General features: G+C 35.9%; 19 protein-coding genes. 6 read left to right on the top strand and 13 right to left on the bottom strand.

The window, feature by feature from the left end; translation table 11 throughout:
• Nucleotides 1–25: 25 nt before the first annotated feature.
• The 8 genes from FT993_RS00755 to FT993_RS00720 form a co-directional block, all read right to left on the bottom strand.
• Nucleotides 26–421, bottom strand: a complete 396-nt coding sequence (locus FT993_RS00755) for a YkvA family protein (RefSeq protein ID WP_147860629.1) — start codon at nt 419–421, stop codon at nt 26–28.
• A gap of 3 nt (nt 422–424) precedes the next feature.
• Nucleotides 425–1,519 carry an AI-2E family transporter gene (locus FT993_RS00750; RefSeq protein ID WP_147860628.1) on the bottom strand — a complete coding sequence of 365 codons (1,095 nt, stop codon included), beginning with the start codon at nt 1,517–1,519 and terminating at the stop codon, nt 425–427.
• Nucleotides 1,516–1,941 carry a VOC family protein gene (locus FT993_RS00745; protein ID WP_147860627.1) on the bottom strand — a complete coding sequence of 142 codons (426 nt, stop codon included), beginning with the start codon at nt 1,939–1,941 and terminating at the stop codon, nt 1,516–1,518. The genes FT993_RS00750 and FT993_RS00745 overlap by 4 nt, the downstream gene beginning before the upstream one ends.
• Before the next feature lie 2 nt (nt 1,942–1,943).
• The gene (locus tag FT993_RS00740) at nt 1,944–2,183 is read right to left on the bottom strand and encodes a Rho termination factor N-terminal domain-containing protein (protein WP_147860626.1); all 240 of its coding nucleotides are present in this window, start codon (nt 2,181–2,183) and stop codon (nt 1,944–1,946) included.
• Between the two features lie 80 nt (nt 2,184–2,263).
• Nucleotides 2,264–3,004 carry a pseudouridine synthase gene (locus tag FT993_RS00735; RefSeq protein ID WP_147860625.1) on the bottom strand — a complete coding sequence of 247 codons (741 nt, stop codon included), beginning with the start codon at nt 3,002–3,004 and terminating at the stop codon, nt 2,264–2,266.
• A gap of 2 nt (nt 3,005–3,006) precedes the next feature.
• A complete protein-coding gene (locus FT993_RS00730) occupies nt 3,007–3,846 on the bottom strand; it encodes an alpha/beta hydrolase (protein WP_147860624.1) in 840 nt (279 codons plus the stop codon).
• Nucleotides 3,847–3,869: 23 nt separating this feature from the next.
• Entirely contained in the window at nt 3,870–4,430 is a 561-nt protein-coding gene (locus FT993_RS00725) for an inorganic diphosphatase (RefSeq protein ID WP_187240725.1), read from the bottom strand.
• Between the two features lie 44 nt (nt 4,431–4,474).
• Nucleotides 4,475–5,026, bottom strand: coding sequence for a hypothetical protein (locus FT993_RS00720; RefSeq protein WP_147860622.1), 552 nt, complete (start codon nt 5,024–5,026; stop codon nt 4,475–4,477).
• Between the two features lie 115 nt (nt 5,027–5,141).
• Between FT993_RS00720 and FT993_RS00715 the strand changes: the two genes are divergently transcribed.
• Nucleotides 5,142–5,774, top strand: a complete 633-nt coding sequence (locus tag FT993_RS00715) for a 7-carboxy-7-deazaguanine synthase QueE (RefSeq protein ID WP_147860621.1) — start codon at nt 5,142–5,144, stop codon at nt 5,772–5,774.
• Here the strand turns inward: FT993_RS00715 and FT993_RS00710 are convergent.
• Nucleotides 5,771–6,307 carry a DUF2911 domain-containing protein gene (locus FT993_RS00710; protein WP_147860620.1) on the bottom strand — a complete coding sequence of 179 codons (537 nt, stop codon included), beginning with the start codon at nt 6,305–6,307 and terminating at the stop codon, nt 5,771–5,773. The two genes, FT993_RS00715 and FT993_RS00710, sit on opposite strands and share 4 nt — an antisense overlap.
• Before the next feature lie 138 nt (nt 6,308–6,445).
• Between FT993_RS00710 and gyrB the strand changes: the two genes are divergently transcribed.
• The 5 genes from gyrB to secDF all read left to right on the top strand — a co-directional run bounded on the left by gyrB (nt 6,446) and on the right by secDF (nt 14,702).
• The gene (gene gyrB, locus FT993_RS00705) at nt 6,446–8,383 is read left to right on the top strand and encodes a DNA topoisomerase (ATP-hydrolyzing) subunit B (RefSeq protein WP_147860619.1); all 1,938 of its coding nucleotides are present in this window, start codon (nt 6,446–6,448) and stop codon (nt 8,381–8,383) included.
• A gap of 86 nt (nt 8,384–8,469) precedes the next feature.
• On the top strand, nt 8,470–9,483 hold the full coding sequence (locus FT993_RS00700; RefSeq protein ID WP_370450877.1) for a DUF6588 family protein: 1,014 nt from the start codon (nt 8,470–8,472) through the stop codon (nt 9,481–9,483).
• Nucleotides 9,480–10,502 (top strand): DUF6588 family protein, encoded by a 1,023-nt coding sequence (locus tag FT993_RS00695; protein ID WP_147860617.1) that lies wholly within the window; start codon nt 9,480–9,482, stop codon nt 10,500–10,502. The genes FT993_RS00700 and FT993_RS00695 overlap by 4 nt, the downstream gene beginning before the upstream one ends.
• Nucleotides 10,503–10,583: 81 nt before the next feature.
• On the top strand, nt 10,584–11,510 hold the full coding sequence (gene mdh, locus FT993_RS00690) for a malate dehydrogenase (protein ID WP_147860616.1): 927 nt from the start codon (nt 10,584–10,586) through the stop codon (nt 11,508–11,510).
• A gap of 183 nt (nt 11,511–11,693) precedes the next feature.
• Nucleotides 11,694–14,702 (top strand): protein translocase subunit SecDF, encoded by a 3,009-nt coding sequence (gene secDF / locus FT993_RS00685; RefSeq protein ID WP_147860615.1) that lies wholly within the window; start codon nt 11,694–11,696, stop codon nt 14,700–14,702.
• Nucleotides 14,703–15,222: 520 nt separating this feature from the next.
• Here the strand turns inward: secDF and lgt are convergent.
• The 4 genes from lgt to folE form a co-directional block, all read right to left on the bottom strand.
• Entirely contained in the window at nt 15,223–16,047 is an 825-nt protein-coding gene (lgt, locus tag FT993_RS00680) for a prolipoprotein diacylglyceryl transferase (protein WP_147860614.1), read from the bottom strand.
• 85 nt (nt 16,048–16,132) lie between these two features.
• Nucleotides 16,133–16,357, bottom strand: coding sequence for a membrane protein insertion efficiency factor YidD (gene yidD, locus FT993_RS00675; protein WP_147860613.1), 225 nt, complete (start codon nt 16,355–16,357; stop codon nt 16,133–16,135).
• On the bottom strand, nt 16,350–17,843 hold the full coding sequence (gene cysS, locus FT993_RS00670; protein ID WP_147860612.1) for a cysteine--tRNA ligase: 1,494 nt from the start codon (nt 17,841–17,843) through the stop codon (nt 16,350–16,352). The genes yidD and cysS overlap by 8 nt, the downstream gene beginning before the upstream one ends.
• A 30-nt stretch (nt 17,844–17,873) precedes the next feature.
• Complete coding sequence (folE, locus tag FT993_RS00665; RefSeq protein WP_147860711.1) at nt 17,874–18,551, bottom strand: GTP cyclohydrolase I FolE; 678 nt, start codon at nt 18,549–18,551, stop codon at nt 17,874–17,876.
• Between the last annotated feature and the right edge of the window lie 53 nt (nt 18,552–18,604).

Here is an 18,604-nt window from a genome sequence, read left to right as displayed (position 1 = left end):
TGGCCCTTTTGTAATAGGGCCTTTTTTATTCTTCCTTGTTTATTTTCCAGTCCAGGTAGTTATGTAAATCGCTCTCTATAAATCGTAAGGCAAAGGTGAATACACTTAAATCATCTATATAGCCTAGTCCAGGAATAAAATCTGGGACTACATCAAGTGGATTTAAAACATAAATGAGTGAAAATACAATAGATCCTATGGTAAACCAAGGTACCTCGGTATATAAGCCTCGCCTATAATCCTTGAGCATCAATAGCATCTGCTTAGCCATCTCTGCGTATTTTTCAAATACCCCAGCGTTTTTAATTTTCTGTTCAATTTCATTTTCTTGCGCCAATGTATTATCTACATCACTCTTGGTAATGCCAGAAACTTTACGCTCAAAATAATTTTTGTCTATCTTTTTACTACTTGTAGCCATATGTTACAATTTTTTGTTTTGGTGTAAGTTTTCTAATTCCTGATTTTCTGTGTGAGCTGTTTCGGTTGAGTTAACTTCTTTTTTTCCGTATTCTTTCTTATAAATTTTCACCATTAATAAAAATAATGAGATAAGTAGAGGCCCAAAAATTAGACCAATAAAACCAAATAAAGGTACCCCCACCACAACTCCGATAAGGGTTAGAAGCGGATGAACATCAGATAAGCGTTTTAATACATAAAGCCGAATAATGTTATCGGTAGACCCGATAACTACCACGCCGTAAATAAGCATAGCAATAGCTTCCCAGTTTTGGCCTTGTGAAAAAAGCAAAATGGTTACCGGGAGAATCCCAATAGCCGTACCCACAAAAGGAATCATAGAGCCAATGGTGGTAATCACAAACCAAAAGAAAGGATCTGGAACTCCTAGTATTAAAAAGCCTATAAGGGCTATAATACCTTGGCAAATTGCTACTAAAGGAATTCCTATAGCATTTGCCTTAACCATTGATGTGCTTTCTTGCCCAATTAAAGTTAAATTTTCTCTATTGATAGGAATATAATCACCCAGCATTCTTTGCATATGGTCTCTTTTGGTGAGCATATAATACAACAGAAAATACATTATACCTATTGCTATAAATGCATCAAATGTTCCTCCTGCTAAATTCTGAAGGTTACTTGAAATTAAACTGGTTACTTCATTGGTATTTATTTGCTTGGTGATATCGAAATTTGAGGAATACTGATTGATTAATGTATTTAAATTTTGCAGTTGTGTGTTGATGGCTTGTAAAACCTTTTCTGAGTTATTTACGGCTTTACTTATTTTTGAAGTAAGCAAAAGGACCATTCCGCTTATTGGTATTAAGATTCCAATAAAAGAAAATAACATCAACACCGTTGCAGCAAGATCTTTATTCCAGTTTCTTTTTTCTAATTTTACCATCCACTTTTTGAGCAGTACATAAAAGGTGATAGCTCCCAAAACACCCGAAAAGTAGGGTAACATTTTAGCAAAGATTAAAAATCCCGAAACGCCTATTATAAGAAGGATGAATAATTGTCTTACCAATTTAGGGTGAAGTTGTTTCATCGAGCAGTAAATATTTCGTTAGTGTTTTTATAGGCTTTAAACTCTAGGGCGTTACCAGAAGGGTCTTTAAAAAATAAAACTTTTTGCTCTCCAGGTTGATTTTGAAACCGAATACAAGGAGAAATAATATAGTCGATGTTTTCGAGATTTAATTGAGCTGAAAATTCATCGAAAAAGAACCAGTCTAAAATCAGTCCAAAATGAGGAACGGGAACCTTTTGATCATCTACTTCATTGCTAAAAATAAGAGGTTCATATTGAGGTACCTCGTGTATAACCAATTGGTGACCACCAAAATTATAGTCGATCCAATGTTTGCTGCTTCGACCTTCTTTTAGTTTGAGACGTTGACTATAAAAGGACCTTGATTCTGCAAGATTTTTAACGGGTATCGCCAAGTGAAATAAGGGTACTTCTTTCATAATTAATTATTGCGTAAGGCTTTAATAAGTTCATTCTTATTCATGGTAGACCGACCGTCAATTCCAATTTCTTGGGCACGTTCATATAACTCTTGCTTGGTCCAATCTTCGTACGGTGATGCCTTACCTCCTTTTTGGCTAGCATTTTTGGTGTTGGCAATGCGGGCAGCTTTTTCTTGGCTGTATCCTTGATCTCTTAAGGCTTCGTATTGTTCTTCATTTTTTATACTTGGTCTGCTCATATCTTATCTTTTGCTTTAAATTTACCAAGTATTTTTAAATATCCTCCTTAAAAGAATGTTAGATTTTATGATTAACTATATTATTTATTTCGTGAATGTGTTTTTTTTGAGTTTTTAAGAATTGTCTGTAGATCATTTAATTCTTGATGTGTAAGTTCCCTATACTTGCCTACAGGAACATCTAGAGGAATGTTTATTATTCGCGTTCGTTTAAGTTGAACCACTTGATATCCTAAATACTCGCACATGCGCCTTATTTGCCGGTTTAACCCTTGAGTAAGCACAATTTCAAAATCGTGACTTCCTGTTTTCTTTACGTGGCATTTTTTTGTAACCGTTCCTAAAATCGGAATTCCGTTTGCCATGCGCTTAATAAATTGTTGGGTTACCGGCCGATTCACTTTTACTTGGTATTCTTTACCGTGGTTGTTGTTTGAGCGTAATATTTTATTCACGATATCTCCGTCGTTGGTTAGTAATAATAAACCTTCACTAGGCTTGTCTAACCTACCTATAGGGAAAATCCTCGTAGGGTAATTTATGTAGTCTATTACATTATTTTTTTCAACGCGAGTATCGGTTGTGCAAACAATCCCTACCGGCTTATGAAAGGCAAGATAAACAGGTTTTTCTTTGGCGACAACGATTTTACCGTTAACGGCTACCTGATCTTCGGGTAGCACTTTTGTTCCCATTTCGGGTACCCTGCCGTTTATAGTTACTACTCCAGCAGCAATGAGTTCGTCAGCTTTGCGTCTTGAGCAAAAGCCAGCTTCACTTAAAAATTTATTTATTCTTTTGCCTTGGGGGGTGTCACTCATGACTAATTTCCATTTAAAAATTTTATTATTTCCGTATTTACTCCTGGGCTGTATAATGAATGACCTAGCCCTTCCGTTTCAATCAAAAATGAATTTTGCCAAGCATTATGTATACTTCTCGATGCATAAACAGGTGCAATTTTATCATACTTATCATGAATAATTAAGCCAGGTATTTGAAGACTTTTAGCAAATTTAGCAATAGAAAAATCATTGTATTTATACCCGAGGTTTTTAAAAAAATAATTTTCTAAATCTTGAATTAAAGAAGGTCTAAGTTTTAAAATAGCTTGATAATCGCTAATTATTTTTTGCAATTCTGATGGAGGGCCAAGTAAAACCAATTTTTCAATGGGTGATTTATACTTATATTGCTCGTAAACGCTAGCCATAGCGCCCATACTGTGCCCAATAACATAGGCGGGATTTATTTTTTTTAGCGCTTGATGAATTACTTGAGCATATAAAGGCACATGTATGACTTTTCCCTTTGAATTACCATGCGCGGGAGCATCTAATGCGTAAACATCAAACGACTGTTCTTGAAGTCTTTCTATGAGTTTTTTCCAGCGGTGTGTGTTGCTTTCCCAACCATGAATTAGTAAGACCCTTTTGCCTTCTCCGGGCCATCTGTAACATTGAATTGAAGTGCCTTCAACCACTATTTCTTGGGTCTTCGCTGGATTTAAAAACGCCTTATGATGAGGTTTGGCTTTTCCCAATCTTGGCGTGCAAAAGAGCTTATAGGCTTTTTTGGTGGCTTTCGCCGAATGCACTAAGTGAAGCGAATTTAATTGCGCTCCAATTATTTTAGGGATAAATTTTTTAATGGCCTTTTTCATATTTCCGTAAAGTAAAAAACATATTAATTAACCTGATGCGCTTTAACAAATTTTAAAGCCGCTTGTTCATCTTGCCAAGAAAGCACTTTCTGGTAAGGGCCCAATCGATAATCTTCAAAATACCTGTTTATCGTTTTGATTATGTCTGGGTAGTTGGCGGCCAGTTCTTCAAAATTATTAAAAGGAGACCAGGCCCGCGACTTGCCAGAATCCATACCCACCAGTTTATAGGTAATGGTATCTTGAGTAGCAACTTTAAGTAGCGCTAATAATTTTACCCCTACGGTTTGTGCTTGTTTTGCATTATTGTTTACCAAAAGCACCTCTACTGGCTTGTTTGATTTACCTAACTCAATTTGGGTAGAGGGTATGAATCCGATACTAAAGGGTAGTGCAAGGTAATTGATTTTTCCTTGTTTTAAAAAACTAGTGTCTGGTACAAAACGCTTGTCTTTAATCTGATAGATGTTTTTAATAAGTGAGCCCGCGGTAGTGCTTATGACCGCTTGCAACTCACCATTTTTAAATGAATTTTGCTCATATAAATTGGCTGTGGCTGTATCTTCTTGCTTGCAGCTTGACAAACTTATAAAGGTAAAAAACATCAAGTAAATCTGGAGTTTCTCCCTTAATCCCATCCTAAGTAAAAGTGTTTTATAGTTGCATCATCTTTAATTTGGCTAGATTCAATTGGTAGATTTGTGTTGTATCTGGCATCTCCGCTTACAAATTCTTTATCGATACTCAAATATAAATTTTGATCGTTTAAAAAAATTACCGCTGTGCGTACGGTGTTTTCAATACGCGAAATTTTATAGTGTTCCTGAATTTTCTTGAAAGTAGATTGTATAGAGATTCCTTTCTCAGTGTGAAATAAAGAGTCCTTTATTTGAATGTTGGCTACTGTGCTTGTAGAATCAAAATCATTTTTGGGAATTAAAACCAGACGTTCCTGACCTTCTTTTGAGTATACGATAAATTCATCTTGACTACTAAACCTACTATTAATGCGCCGCTTTACAACCGAATCATTTTTAAATATAGAGTCTAAGGTGTATATAGGCGTGTCTTTTTGTAATAAGCCAATTTGATTGGGCTGAATCAATAAGGATTCGGCGGGTTTTGAAGGTTGGCAGGCATTTAATACAAGGATAATTGATAAAGCGCTTAAAAGTCTCATAAAAGTTAAAAATTAAGCTGCAAAATTAGTAATACTAACTTGGTTCAAGAAATTTAAGCATATAATATTTGGTAAGTCTATTTTTTAAAAAGGGTATTGTTTATCTTTGCAGCCTATGACAAAGAAAGAACAGGAAAAACTGGTAAGTACAGGCGAAATGCTACCCTTGATGGAAGAATTTTACACCATACAGGGTGAGGGTTTTTATAAGGGGACAGCCGCTTATTTTATACGAATTGGGGGGTGTGATGTAGGCTGTCATTGGTGTGATGTTAAAGAGAGCTGGGACGCAGAAAAGCATCCGCCAAGTATGACCTCAACCATTGTAAAGAAGGCCTTAGATAATAGCAAAACTGTTGTCGTAACAGGGGGAGAGCCTTTAATGTGGAATATGAGCCCTATAACCAAAGCCATAAAACAGGGGGGCGGAAAAACACATATCGAAACTTCTGGAGCCTATGAGGTAACAGGAGATTGGGATTGGTTTTGCTTATCGCCAAAGAAAAATAAATTACCAACTTTAGAAGCCTACAAACGCGCAAATGAACTTAAGGTAATTGTTTACAATAAACATGATTTTAAATTTGCCGAAGAACAAGCTTCTCAAGTGGGAGAAAACTGTATCTTGTATTTGCAGCCAGAATGGAGCGTTCGAGATAAGATGATACCGCTAATGGTTGATTATGTAATGCAGAATCCTAAATGGAAAATTTCATTGCAAACGCATAAATATCTTAATATACCTTAATCTAAACTTTTTTTAAAGGGAACCTTAATAAAAGTATCGTCCCAGCCTATAAATAAATTGGCACCGTTTTGGGCAGGCTGAAAGGCTATAGAAAAAATTTCGATTATGCTGGCTGCTCTTTGAGCAGGAACTTTTATTCTAAGGGCATCAAGCTTTTCGTTATAATTAAAGGCGCCCCAAGCATTTTGAGCTTCATTAAAAATTACCGTCCAAATTTTAGGGCCTGGAATAGTATATAGGCTATACGTACCTGGGTCTAGACAAATTCCGTTTATATACAGTTCTTCATAAAAAGTAATCTCAGTAGCCTCATTGGCTCCTGTACGCCAAACTTGATTAAACGGAACTAGTGCACCAAAAATCTCTCTATCCTTTTTACGAGGACGACTATAAATAATTCGAGCCAACGGCGAGTTGTCTGTATTTCGAATTACGCTTACGTCCATAGGGCTTTCATCTAGATCTTTGAAGTCTTGTGCCAAACCCAATTGGTAAGTGCATATGAATAAGAAAAAGATGATAAGGTAACGCATGCTAATTTTTTTGCTAAGATAATAAAATTGAAATCCATACAATCAGTAAAAAAATGTTAATAACTTAAAATTGAATGGAGCCTTAGGCTTTTTTTACCCACGTGCTTTTGCTATATTTGTTGACAATAAGTTAGACCTATGAGCGAAGAAAATAAAAAGAATTATTCGGCCGATAGTATTCAGGCCCTAGAAGGAATGGAGCATGTAAGAATGCGTCCATCTATGTATATTGGAGATGTAGGAAACAGAGGATTGCATCACTTGGTTTATGAGGTGGTAGACAATTCTATAGATGAGGCAATGGCGGGTTATTGCGACTCCATAGATGTAATAATTAATGAAGATGGCTCAATTACCACCAAAGATAACGGGCGTGGTATTCCTGTAGATATCCACAAAAAAGAAGGAGTTTCTGCGTTACAGGTGGTTATGACCAAAATTGGAGCGGGAGGAAAGTTTGATAAAGATTCATATAAAGTTTCTGGAGGTTTACACGGTGTAGGAGTTAGTTGTGTAAACGCATTGTCTGTACATTTGCATGCCGTAGTGCATAAGCAGGGTAAGGTGTGGGAGCAAGAATATGAAAGAGGTAAGCCTCTATATCCCGTTAAAAGTACAGGAGAAACAGATTACAACGGAACAATAGTTACATTTAAGCCAGACGACCAAATTTTTAAAGAAGGTACACGATATAATTATGAAACCTTGGCAAGTCGTTTGCGCGAATTGGCTTTCTTGAATAAAGGAATCAAAATCTCTTTGACAGATAAAAGAGAGCAAGATGAAGATGGTAACTTTAGAAGTGATGCTTTTCACTCTGAGGAAGGATTAAAAGAATTTATCCGCTTTCTAGATGAAACTCGTGAACCTATTATTCAAGATGTAATCTCCATGGAAGGAGAAAAAAATGAGATTCCTGTTGAGGTTGCGATGATTTATAACGATTCTTATAATGAGAATTTGCATTCATACGTAAATAATATTAACACACACGAAGGAGGTACACACCTTAGCGGATTTAGAAGAGGCTTAACATCTACATTAAAAAAATATGCCGATGCTTCTGGAATGTTAGATAAACTTAAATTTGAAGTTTCTGGTGATGATTTTAGAGAAGGATTAACTGCAATTGTTTCAGTAAAAGTAGCTGAACCTCAATTTGAGGGGCAAACCAAAACAAAATTGGGTAATCGTGAAGTGACTTCTGCGGTTTCGCAAGCCGTTTCTGAAATGCTCGAAAACTATCTCGAAGAAAATCCTAACGATGCCAAAACCATTGTTCAAAAGGTAATATTAGCGGCTCAGGCTCGCCACGCTGCCAAAAAAGCAAGAGAAATGGTGCAGCGGAAAACCGTTATGAGCGGAGGAGGGCTCCCGGGTAAATTATCCGATTGCTCAGAGCAAGATCCAGAGCAATGTGAGGTGTTTCTTGTTGAGGGAGACTCGGCAGGTGGTACCGCTAAACAAGGACGTGATAGAAATTTTCAAGCAATTTTACCGCTTAGAGGGAAGATTCTGAATGTTGAAAAGGCTATGCAACATAAGGTCTTTGAAAATGAAGAGATCCGGAACATTTATACCGCTCTTGGTGTAACTATTGGTACAGAAGAAGATAGTAAAGCACTTAATTTGGAAAAATTAAGGTATCATAAAATTGTAATTATGTGTGATGCCGATGTAGATGGTAGTCATATTGCAACCTTAATTCTTACTTTTTTCTTTAGATATATGCGTGAACTTATTGAAGCCGGACATATATTTATCGCAACACCGCCACTTTACTTAATTAAAAAAGGTAGTAAAAAAAGATATGCTTGGAGTGAGAAAGAACGAGATGAAATTTCTAATGAATATGCAGGGGGTATAACCATACAGCGATATAAAGGTTTGGGTGAGATGAATGCTGAACAGTTGTGGGACACCACCATGAATCCAGAATTTAGAACTCTACGTCAGGTGACTATAGATAACGCCAGTGAGGCCGATCGTATTTTTTCAATGTTAATGGGAGATGAAGTACCTCCGAGAAGAGAGTTTATTGAGAAAAACGCAATTTATGCAAATATAGATGTATAATATATTTTATATTTATATAAAAAACCTGCTTAAATAAGCAGGTTTTTTTATTGAAAAAAATGTACATTTAACAAAAATTAACTCTTTTGGTAGGTAGAACTTTTTCCTTATGCATCTTTTTTTTGATTAGCTGTCATATTCAGGCGCAAGAAGATTTAAATACATTTGTCGAGCATTTAGTTAAAGATGTAAGTCAATATGGCGAAGCTTTTGTTGATCCTGCTGCGAGTGGTCTAATGTTTAATGTGAGCAATGCTTGGTATAGCTCGGCAAAGACCAAAGAATGGGGTGAAATAGATTTTAGTTTGGCCTCTAACATAACTTTTGTAGATCGCAGTGAAAATAACTTTACACTTAATACAAATGATTATCACAACTTGAGATTTGAAGATGGTAGTTCGGTTAAAAAAGTAGCCAGCATCTTTGGTGTAAATAATCCAGATGTAAATGTTTTAATAGATTACAATGTGGGAGATGAGCAGGAAGTTATCGAAATAAGGTTGCCGCAAGGTATAGATGAAAATTTTAGGTTGGCTCCGCAGGTTTTTTTACAAACCGATATTGGTTTACCCTGGGCCAGCGAAGTTAAATTGAGGTACTCACCAAATATCGCTTATGGTCCAATCGAGCGTAACATGTGGGGGGTAGGTTTGCAACACGAAATCACCCATTGGTTTAAAACCGAAAGTTGGTCTTTGTCGGCATTAATTGCTTTAAATAAATTTAAAGGTTTTTTTGATACCAAGGAATCCGGTGAAATTCAAAATGAAGAGCAAGGAATTAATACTCAGATGGATATTCTACACGCTGCTCTTATAGGGTCAAAAGCTTTGGGTAAGTTTGATCTCTATGGTGGTGTGGGTTACTTCACCGCGCAGGCGACTACGCATTTTAACGGTGTATATGAAATCGATAGACAAAATGAATTATTTCAATCACTTGTAAAAAAGTTTTCAGTTGAAAATAAAGCAACTAATTTTAACTTTACCGCAGGTTTAAAATACAACCTGAGCACTTCTCTAAGCACACGAATGGCTGCTAGTTTACAGCAATTCTACGCCATTCATTTAGCAATTTCTTATAAAATAAATTACAGATGATAAACAAGTCAATTTTTAAGATAGGAATTTTGACGTTACTTTTATTAAGTGGATTCATCACTAAGGCACAGACAGAGGTTCAAGATATCCTTCAGGCCGGTTTAAGTGACGCCAAAACCTATCTTGGAAAATATATAGAACCAGCAACTTCGACCCTAGGTTACCTGGTAAATACAGGTTGGTATTATCGAGGTAAAGTAAAAAATACGGGACGTTTTGAGCTTTCGCTAATTACTAATGCTGCTTTTTTACCAGAAGAAAAGCAAAGTTTTTTATTTAGAGAATCAGATTATAAACATTTGAGCTTACCTAATGGTCAAGAACAAGCCCAAGTGCCAACTTTGTTAGGTGCTAAAGAAAGTGCTGATGTTTTGGTGCAATTTGAGGATGAAAATGGAGAAACACAAAGTTTTTCGTTAATGTTACCTGGCGGATTACTCGATGAAAAACTAAATACAGTGCCCTTGGCATTCTTGCAAGGCTCAGTTGGTTTGGGATGGGGTCTAGAGCTTAAAGCTAGAGTGATACCTAAAATTAAGTATGATGAGGTTGAAACCGGACTTTATGGCGTAGGATTGCAATATGAAATCTCAAGAATGTTTAGTAATAAGGAAAAAACTAGCCTTGTAGTGTCATTGTTAGCTGGCTATACCAGACTTGAAGCTAGTTATGCTTTAGAGTCTGCACAGGTTTCATCCGATAAGGCAAACCTAGAATCTAACGTTTCGGCTTGGCAATTTGCCTTACTAGGTTCTACCAATTTTAAAACTTTGAATTTTTTCGGAGGTTTAAACTATAATCTGCAAAATAGAGAGACTGGTTTGTTGGGAAGCTATACTATAAATGAAGGTGAACTGGCAGGACAAACCATTACTAATCCCTTTACCATTGACCAAGAAGATGCGGTGCTGTCGGGAACCTTAGGGTTAAACCTGCGGCTTGGTTTTTTTGACTTGAGCGCAGCCTATAATTTTCAAGAGATAAATACCTTAAATGTAGGGTTAAATTTTGGTATTTAAAGTGTGCATTTAGCTATAAAATAAATGCTTTTTGTATTTTAGCATCTCAAAATCATTCAATTAATTAAAATATATAAAACTATGAAAGTTACTGTTGTAGGTGCAGGAGCAGTTGGTGCTAGTTGTGCAGAGTATATCGCTATTAAAAATTTTGCTTCAGAAGTGGTGTTGTTAGACATTAAAAAAGATTACGCAGAAGGGAAGGCGATGGATTTGATGCAAACCGCCTCTTTAAACGGATTTGACACCAAAATAACTGGAAGCACAAACGATTATGCTAAGACTGCAGGCAGTGATATTGCTGTGATTACAAGTGGAATTCCACGTAAACCAGGAATGACTAGAGAAGAACTTATAGGTATTAATGCGGGAATTGTAAAAGAGGTTTCCAGTAACATCATTAAGCATTCTCCCGATGTAATAATTATTGTGGTAAGTAACCCTATGGATACTATGACTTACTTGGTGCATAAAACCACTAACTTACCTAAGAATAGAATAATCGGTATGGGAGGAGCCTTAGATAGTGCAAGGTTTAAGTATAGATTAGCAGAGGCTTTAGAGGCTCCAATTTCTGATGTAGACGGTATGGTAATAGGAGGGCACAGCGATAAAGGTATGGTGCCTTTAACGCGTTTGGCTACCCGTAATAGTGTGCTAGTTTCAGAATTCATTTCTGATGAGCGCTTGAATCAAGTAGCTGCAGATACCAAAGTAGGTGGAGCAACTTTGACTAAAATGTTAGGGACTAGTGCTTGGTATGCACCAGGAGCAGCAGTTTCTGGGTTAGTGCAGGCAATAGCGTGTGACCAGAAAAAAATGTTTCCTTGCTCTACACTTTTAGAGGGTGAGTACGGATTAAACGACCTTTGTATTGGTACTCCTGTATTATTAGGTAAAAATGGAATTGAAAAAGTTGTTGAAATCGAACTAGATGAAAACGAAAAGAAACAACTTCACGAAAGTGCAGAGGGTGTGAAAAAGACAAACGGGTTGTTAGATTTATAAACCACAAAATATCAAGAGAGGCTGTTTAAGAAATAATTATTTTGTTTTCTAGCAAGATGATATTAAGTTTTTTAAACAGCCTTATTTGTGAAATTTATCTTAATAAAAATATTGGCAATTCTTTTTCGAAAGCCTATATTTGTCCGTTTTATAAAAATAAACTATTAATTAACTTAAAGAATAATGCAGAATAAGGGAATAATCAAGCTATTCGCAATTCTATTCGGTTTGGTAAGTATTTACCAATTATCGTTTACATTTATCGCAAACAGTGTCGAAGAAGACGCAGAGGCATATGCGAAGCAAAAAATAAGCAGTGAGGTTCAAAATTACTCTAGTTTAAGAGAATTTGAAGAAGGTAGATATTTAGATTCTGTAGGGAATCAAGAGATATTTGCCGGTATAACTTACACTACTGCAAAAGATAAAGAATTAAATAAGGGGTTAGACCTTAAAGGAGGTATTAATGTTATCTTACAGATTTCTGTAAAAGATATTTTAAGAGAATTGTCTAACAATTCTAAAGACCCTGCCTTTAATAAAGCTTTAGCTAGAGCCGATGAGTTGCAAAAAGAATCGCAAGATGATTATGTGAACTTATTTTTTGAAGCATTTGAAGAGATACCTGATGCCAAGTTGGCCTCTCCTGATGTTTTCGCTAATAAAAATTTGAGCGATGATATCAATTTTGAGATGAGCAATGCTCAAGTAAAGCCAATCATAAGAAAACGTATAGACGAAAGTATAACTTCTGCATTTGAGGTGCTTAGAAAGCGTATTGATAAGTTTGGTGTTACGCAACCAAATATTCAGCGTTTGGGTAATTCAGGAAGAATTTTGGTAGAATTACCAGGAGCTAAAGATATTGATCGTGTTAAGAAATTACTTCAAAGTACAGCGCAGCTAGAGTTTTGGCACGTATTTAAAGGGCAAGAATTGGCTCCATTCTTGGCGCAAGCAAACGCTAAGTTGAAGGAAATGCAAGCCGCAAAAACAGAAGAAGCAACAAATGATAAGGCACAAGACTCTACCAGTACAGATCAGGATATTGATGACCTTATCGCAGATGCAGAAACTGATGATGCTGCAGATATCGCTAAAAATAATCCGTTATTTAGTAAATTACAGCCAGTTGCTGGTCAAGGACCAGTTTTAGGAACTGCAAATATTAAAGATACGGCTGCGGTTGGCGCTTACCTAAGAATGCCACAAATTCGCAATTTGCTTCCCGCTAATCAGCGCTATGCAAAATTTGTTTGGGGAAAACCAGTAAACGGCAACGAATTTATTGACTTATATGCTTTAAAAGCAAATAAAACCAATACGCCAGACCTTAGTGGTAGTGTAATCACCAACGCTACCCAAACTTATGACCAATTGGGAAGAATAGCGGTTTCTATGGAGATGAATGGTAAAGGTGCAAAGATTTGGGAAGAAATGACTACGGTTGCTTTTAACAATCAATCTCAAATTGCTATTGTTTTAGATGATATTGTATATTCTGCACCAGGAATTTCTAGTGGTCCAATTTCAGGAGGTCGTAGTGAAATAACTGGGAGTTTTACCATTACTGAGGGGCAAGATTTAGCTAATGTTCTACGCGCAGGTAAGCTGCCAGCTTCTGCAGATATCGTACAAAGTGAGGTAGTAGGACCTTCTTTAGGTCAAGAAGCCATAGATAGTGGTATTCTTTCTTTTGCTATTGCACTAGCCTTTGTATTACTTTGGATGGTGTTTTATTACGGAAAAGCAGGCCTTTTTGCAGATGTAGCTCTAGCAGTTAATATCTTATTTATCTTTGGTATTTTGGCAGGATTAGGTGCTGTTCTTACACTGCCTGGTATTGCTGGTATCGTTTTGACCATTGGTATGTCTGTAGATGCTAATGTTCTTATTTTTGAGCGTATTCGAGAAGAACTTTCAAAAGGTAAAGCCCAAGTTGATGCGATTAAAGACGGATTTAGCAATGCCTTATCTTCTATTTTAGATGCCAATATTACTACTGGCCTTACGGGTATTATCCTATTGGTTTTTGGAACCGGACCTATTAAAGGTTTCGCTACAACCTTGTTAATTGGTATTTGTACCTCTTTATTTACGGCAATTTTCATTACTCGTTTGTTTATAGACGGTTATGGAAAGAATGGTAAATCTTTAGATTTTGCTACTGCAGCAACTAAAAACCTGTTTAAAAATGTAAATATCAAGTTTATTGTAAAACGTAAGATTTCTTATGTAGTTTCAGGAATATTAGTAGTAGCTAGTGTGGCAGCTTTACTTACTACTGGTCTTAACCAAGGAGTAGATTTTGTAGGAGGAAGAACCTATACCGTTCGATTTGATAAATCAGTTACGGCTTCAGAAATTGAAAACAAATTGATAGATGTTTTTGGTAGTGCAGAAGCTAAAACCTTTGGAGCCGATAACCAATTAAAAATTACGACAAAATATAAGGTTGAAGAAGAAGGTACAGAGGTAGATAATGAAATAAGCAACATGTTATTTGAGGCGCTTAAAGCGGATCTACCTGAAGGATTAACTTATGAAGAATTTAACCTTTCAAGTGGAGAAGGTCACCAAGTTGGAGTGATGTCTTCTATGAAAGTAGGGCCAACCATAGCCGATGATATTAAAAAAGCTTCTGTTTGGGCCGTCTTAGGTTCATTAATCGTAGTATTCTTATATATTTTATTCCGATTTAGAAAGTGGCAATTTAGCTTAGGAGCAGTAGCTGCGGTATTTCATGATGTTGTTATTATTTTAGGGGTATTCTCAATAGCAAAAGGATTTATGCCTTTTAGCATGGAAATAGATCAAGCTTTTATTGCAGCTATTCTAACGGTTGTTGGTTATTCATTAAATGATACGGTGGTAGTATTCGATCGTATCAGAGAGTATTTTAATGAGCACACTACTTGGCCCTTTAAGAAAACCATTAATGCTGCTTTAAACAGTACAATTAGTAGAACTGTAAATACATCGTTAACAACGCTTATTGTTTTATTAGCAATTTTCATCTTTGGTGGAGAAAGTATTCGCGGATTCATGTTTGCATTAATTATTGGCGTTTTAGTAGGTACTTACTCCTCTTTATTTATTGCAACACCAATAATGTATGATACTGCCAAGAAGAAAAGCGATGAGTTACTAGCTAAAAAAGAAGAAGAAATTGAAGAGGAAGCGATAGCTTAAAGCTTGCTCTAACATATATGTTTAATATTAAGTTGCTTCACTAGTTGAAGCAACTTTTTTTTATATTGTTAAGGGTGTGAATTTATCTTCACGCTTCAAGGATAATCTTTTAATCTTGCTGGTTTAAAAATAGAATTATCATTTATATGCTATTTATCGGATAATTATAAACCTTTAAATACTCAATAAAATACAGTACAGAAATCAATAAAACTTGTATAAATAATAAATAGCTTAACAAATACCAATCTGTATCAGCCTCAGCTGGCTGCTAATAAATACTAAAGCGTAATTTTTCGGTGTTATTTGCTGGGTACTTTATTTATTCTGTAGTTCAACAATGAGTATAAACAAGTTTTGTAAAGTAGGATATTTAACATTTTATGGAAATATCGAATCTAAGCACTCAGGTATATTTTCATTCGATGTAATTGATTTTTTCATCATAAAACAACCAGTAAAATTTCTTTTACTGGTTGTTTAATAAAATTCAATAAAGATGCCTTGAAGGGCAGCAATATTAATTCTTTGAGAATTGTTTTTGGGCGCGAAAAATTAATAATATTCCTATGGCAATGAAAGGTAAGCTTAGCCATTGCCCTGTATTTAAAGCCCACTCGGCACGTTGGTCTACTTGGGCTTCTTTAACAAACTCTACCATAAATCGAACGCTCCACAGCATTACTAAAAATGCCCCGAAGATAAAACCAAGTTTCTCTTTACTATTGGTGCTCCAATAAAGATAAGAAAGAATAATAAACACGATAACATAACAACCAGCCTCATATAATTGAGCTGGATGTCTAGGGAAATTTTCGCCTAGTTGGGCGAAAATTACACCATAGTCAGAAAAAGTGGGTTTACCAATAATTTCAGAATTAATAAAATTACCTATCCGAATAAAAACACCTCCAATGGCAACCGGTAAAACAATGCGGTCTAGTATAAAGAGCATCGGTTTTTTTAGTATTTTTTTGGAATACAGATACATTGCAATTATAATTCCTATTGCCGCACCGTGACTGGCCAAGCCTTGAAAACCTGTAAATTCAAATTCAGGATTAAACCTGGCTGGTAGGAGAATAGACAATGGATCTTCAAAAATTAATTCAGATTGATAAAAGAAAACATGACCTAAACGAGCTCCTAAGAGCGTCGCGATAACGGTATATAGAAATAAAGGATCTAATTTTTCTTCTGAAATATTTTCGTGGGCAAACATTTTTTTAATGATGTACCAGCCCAATGCAAACGCAATAACATACATCATACTGTAGTATCTAAGCGTAAAAAAGCCTAAATCAATTCCTAAAGACGGATCCCATACTATGGCATTACTTATCATATACTAATTTTTATTGTTGACAGCGTAAATATAAGGATATATTTAGCTTAGAGCCGAGATTGTATTATTAAATCCGTGGTATGTATTAAGGAACGGGATCATAGCCACTTTTCCCCCAAGGGTGACATTTTAAAATTCTTTTAAAGCCCAAATAACCACCTTTAAATAATCCGTGTTTTTTAAGTGCTTCTTGTGCGTAAGAAGAACAGGTTGGCTGAAAGCGACAGGTCGCAGGCGTAAGAGGCGAGATGAATTTTTTATAGAGCCAAATTAAAGCTAATAAAGGCACTATAAGTATTTTCTTAATCATTTTTAATGGTAAAAGAAGTGCCTTCGCGGCTATCTTTTAACTGAATGCCAACTTTATTAAGCTCATCTCTTATTAAGTCACTAAGGGCAAAGTCTTTGTTGTCGCGGGCCTTCTTTCTTAAATTTATAAGTAGTTCAACTAATTTTTCTACCCGGTTACTATCTTGATTACTTACAAGATTAGCATTAGGAATTAAACCCATAACATCGAAAACGAAATTATGCATTGTTTCAGATAGTTGCATTTTGTCTGCAGCGGTTATTTTAGCTTGTTCTGCACGAACTGCGTTTATCATTTTTACCGCCTCGAAAAGATGTGCAATTAGAATTGGACTATTGAAATCATCATTCATAGCATCGTAGCAGTTTTGACGCCATTTGCTGATGTTCAAACTGCTCTTGCTTGATTCTGGAAGTGATTCGATTAAACTAATGGCTTCCATTAAACGATTAAAACCTTTTTCTGCTGCTTGCAGGGCTTCATCCGAGAAATCGAGAATACTTCTGTAGTTGGCCTGAAGCATAAAAAATCGGGTTACCGATGGACTATATGATTTGCTCAAGACATCATTATCACCAGAAAATAATTCTTTTGGTAAAATATTATTACCGGTACTTTTTGCCATTTTTTTACCATTTAAGGTAAGCATGTTGGCATGCATCCAATAATTAACTGGAGATTTATCATGGGCGGCTTCTCCTTGAGCAATTTCACATTCATGATGAGGGAATTTTAAGTCCATTCCTCCTCCGTGAATATCAAAAGATTCTCCCAAATATTTAGAGCTCATCACGGTGCATTCTAAGTGCCAGCCAGGAAAGCCAACACCCCAGGGTGACGGCCAGCGCATAATGTGTTGCGGTTCAGCTTTCTTCCATAAAGCAAAATCTTGGGGATTCTTTTTATCTGTTTGCCCGTCGAGTTCGCGGGTATTCGCAATCATGTCTTCTAATTTTCTTTTGCTTAGAATACCATAGTGTTTGCTTTGGTTATATTTTATAACATCAAAATAAACAGAGCCGTTGGCCTCATATGCTAGACCTTTTTCAATAATTTTTTTAATTAGTTCTATTTGTTCAATAATATGACCTGTAGCGGTAGGTTCAATGCTTGGGGGTAAGTTATTGAATTGATGTAGAATTTGGTGAAAGTCTACCGTGTATTTTTGAACCACTTCCATAGGTTCAATTTCTTCTAGACGTGCCTTTTTTGCAATTCGATCCTCTCCAGTTTCAGCATCGTTTTCTAAATGACCTGCATCTGTAATATTGCGCACGTAACGCACTTTATACCCTAAATGCTTTAAATATCTGAAAACCAAGTCAAAAGAAATAAAAGTACGGCAGTTCCCTAAATGCACGTTACTGTAGACTGTGGGGCCACAAACATACATTCCAACATAATCTTTAGTGATGGACTTAAAACGTTCTTTTTCTCCGGTTAGAGAATTATATATTTTCAATTCTTGATTTTCGTATAACGGCATGGGTATAAGTTTTAACTTGGTGTAAGAAATTTAAAATTCAGTATCCATATTGATGTAGTCTAAAAACTCTCTTTTTATACTCTTGTCTTTAAACTTACCACCAAATTCGCTCGTAACGGTGCTACTTTCAATATCTCGTATACCTCGACTGTTGACACAAAGATGTTTAGCATCGATTACGCAAGCTACATCTTCTGTTCCCAATGCATTTTGAAGCTCGGCAACAATTTGCATGGTTAAGCGTTCTTGCACTTGAGGTCTTTTGGCATAATAGTCTACAATTCTATTCATTTTTGATAGCCCCACAACAGTGCCATTAGAAATATAGGCGACATGTGCACGCCCCACAATAGGTAGTAAATGATGTTCGCAGGTAGAATAAACCGTAATGTTCTTCTCTACCAGCATTTCTCCGTATTTATAATTGTTTTGAAAAACCGAAGCTTTAGGTTTTCTCTTGGGGTGCAAACCGGCAAAAGACTCATTCACAAACATTTTAGCCACTCGTAAAGGAGTTCCTTTTAAACTATCATCTTCTAAGTCTAAACCTAAGGTTGTTAATATATTTTGAACATCTTGCTGTATTAAAGCAATCTTTTCTTCATCTGTTTTTTCAAACGCATCTTTTCTTAGTGGATTCTTTGCGCTAGAACTTACATGGTTGTCACCAATTTCATCTATATTTTCCGAGATATTATCAATTTTCATTTTACAAGCCTCTATCGATTTTAAGTTGGCAAAGATAAGCATTTATGTTTTTC

Origin of the sequence: Mesonia sp. HuA40, from assembly GCF_008017835.1 — a bacterium.
Taxonomy (GTDB): Bacteria; Bacteroidota; Bacteroidia; order Flavobacteriales; family Flavobacteriaceae; genus Mesonia.
Note: the sequence above shows the minus strand (reverse complement) of the source record. Positions and strands in the feature narration are given on the sequence as shown.

Excerpts from the sequence above, each read along its gene's own strand:
- FT993_RS00755 (WP_147860629.1), bottom strand. The coding sequence starts at position 421 with ATGGCTACAAGTAGTAAAAAGATAGACAAAAATTATTTTGAGCGTAAA.
- FT993_RS00750 (WP_147860628.1), bottom strand. The coding sequence starts at position 1,519 with ATGAAACAACTTCACCCTAAATTGGTAAGACAATTATTCATCCTTCTT.
- FT993_RS00745 (WP_147860627.1), bottom strand. The coding sequence starts at position 1,941 with ATGAAAGAAGTACCCTTATTTCACTTGGCGATACCCGTTAAAAATCTT.
- FT993_RS00740 (WP_147860626.1), bottom strand. The coding sequence starts at position 2,183 with ATGAGCAGACCAAGTATAAAAAATGAAGAACAATACGAAGCCTTAAGA.
- FT993_RS00735 (WP_147860625.1), bottom strand. The coding sequence starts at position 3,004 with ATGAGTGACACCCCCCAAGGCAAAAGAATAAATAAATTTTTAAGTGAA.
- FT993_RS00730 (WP_147860624.1), bottom strand. The coding sequence starts at position 3,846 with ATGAAAAAGGCCATTAAAAAATTTATCCCTAAAATAATTGGAGCGCAA.
- FT993_RS00720 (WP_147860622.1), bottom strand. The coding sequence starts at position 5,026 with ATGAGACTTTTAAGCGCTTTATCAATTATCCTTGTATTAAATGCCTGC.
- FT993_RS00715 (WP_147860621.1), top strand. The coding sequence starts at position 5,142 with ATGACAAAGAAAGAACAGGAAAAACTGGTAAGTACAGGCGAAATGCTA.
- FT993_RS00710 (WP_147860620.1), bottom strand. The coding sequence starts at position 6,307 with ATGCGTTACCTTATCATCTTTTTCTTATTCATATGCACTTACCAATTG.
- gyrB (WP_147860619.1), top strand. The coding sequence starts at position 6,446 with ATGAGCGAAGAAAATAAAAAGAATTATTCGGCCGATAGTATTCAGGCC.
- FT993_RS00695 (WP_147860617.1), top strand. The coding sequence starts at position 9,480 with ATGATAAACAAGTCAATTTTTAAGATAGGAATTTTGACGTTACTTTTA.
- mdh (WP_147860616.1), top strand. The coding sequence starts at position 10,584 with ATGAAAGTTACTGTTGTAGGTGCAGGAGCAGTTGGTGCTAGTTGTGCA.
- secDF (WP_147860615.1), top strand. The coding sequence starts at position 11,694 with ATGCAGAATAAGGGAATAATCAAGCTATTCGCAATTCTATTCGGTTTG.
- lgt (WP_147860614.1), bottom strand. The coding sequence starts at position 16,047 with ATGATAAGTAATGCCATAGTATGGGATCCGTCTTTAGGAATTGATTTA.
- yidD (WP_147860613.1), bottom strand. The coding sequence starts at position 16,357 with ATGATTAAGAAAATACTTATAGTGCCTTTATTAGCTTTAATTTGGCTC.
- cysS (WP_147860612.1), bottom strand. The coding sequence starts at position 17,843 with ATGCCGTTATACGAAAATCAAGAATTGAAAATATATAATTCTCTAACC.
- folE (WP_147860711.1), bottom strand. The coding sequence starts at position 18,551 with ATGAAAATTGATAATATCTCGGAAAATATAGATGAAATTGGTGACAAC.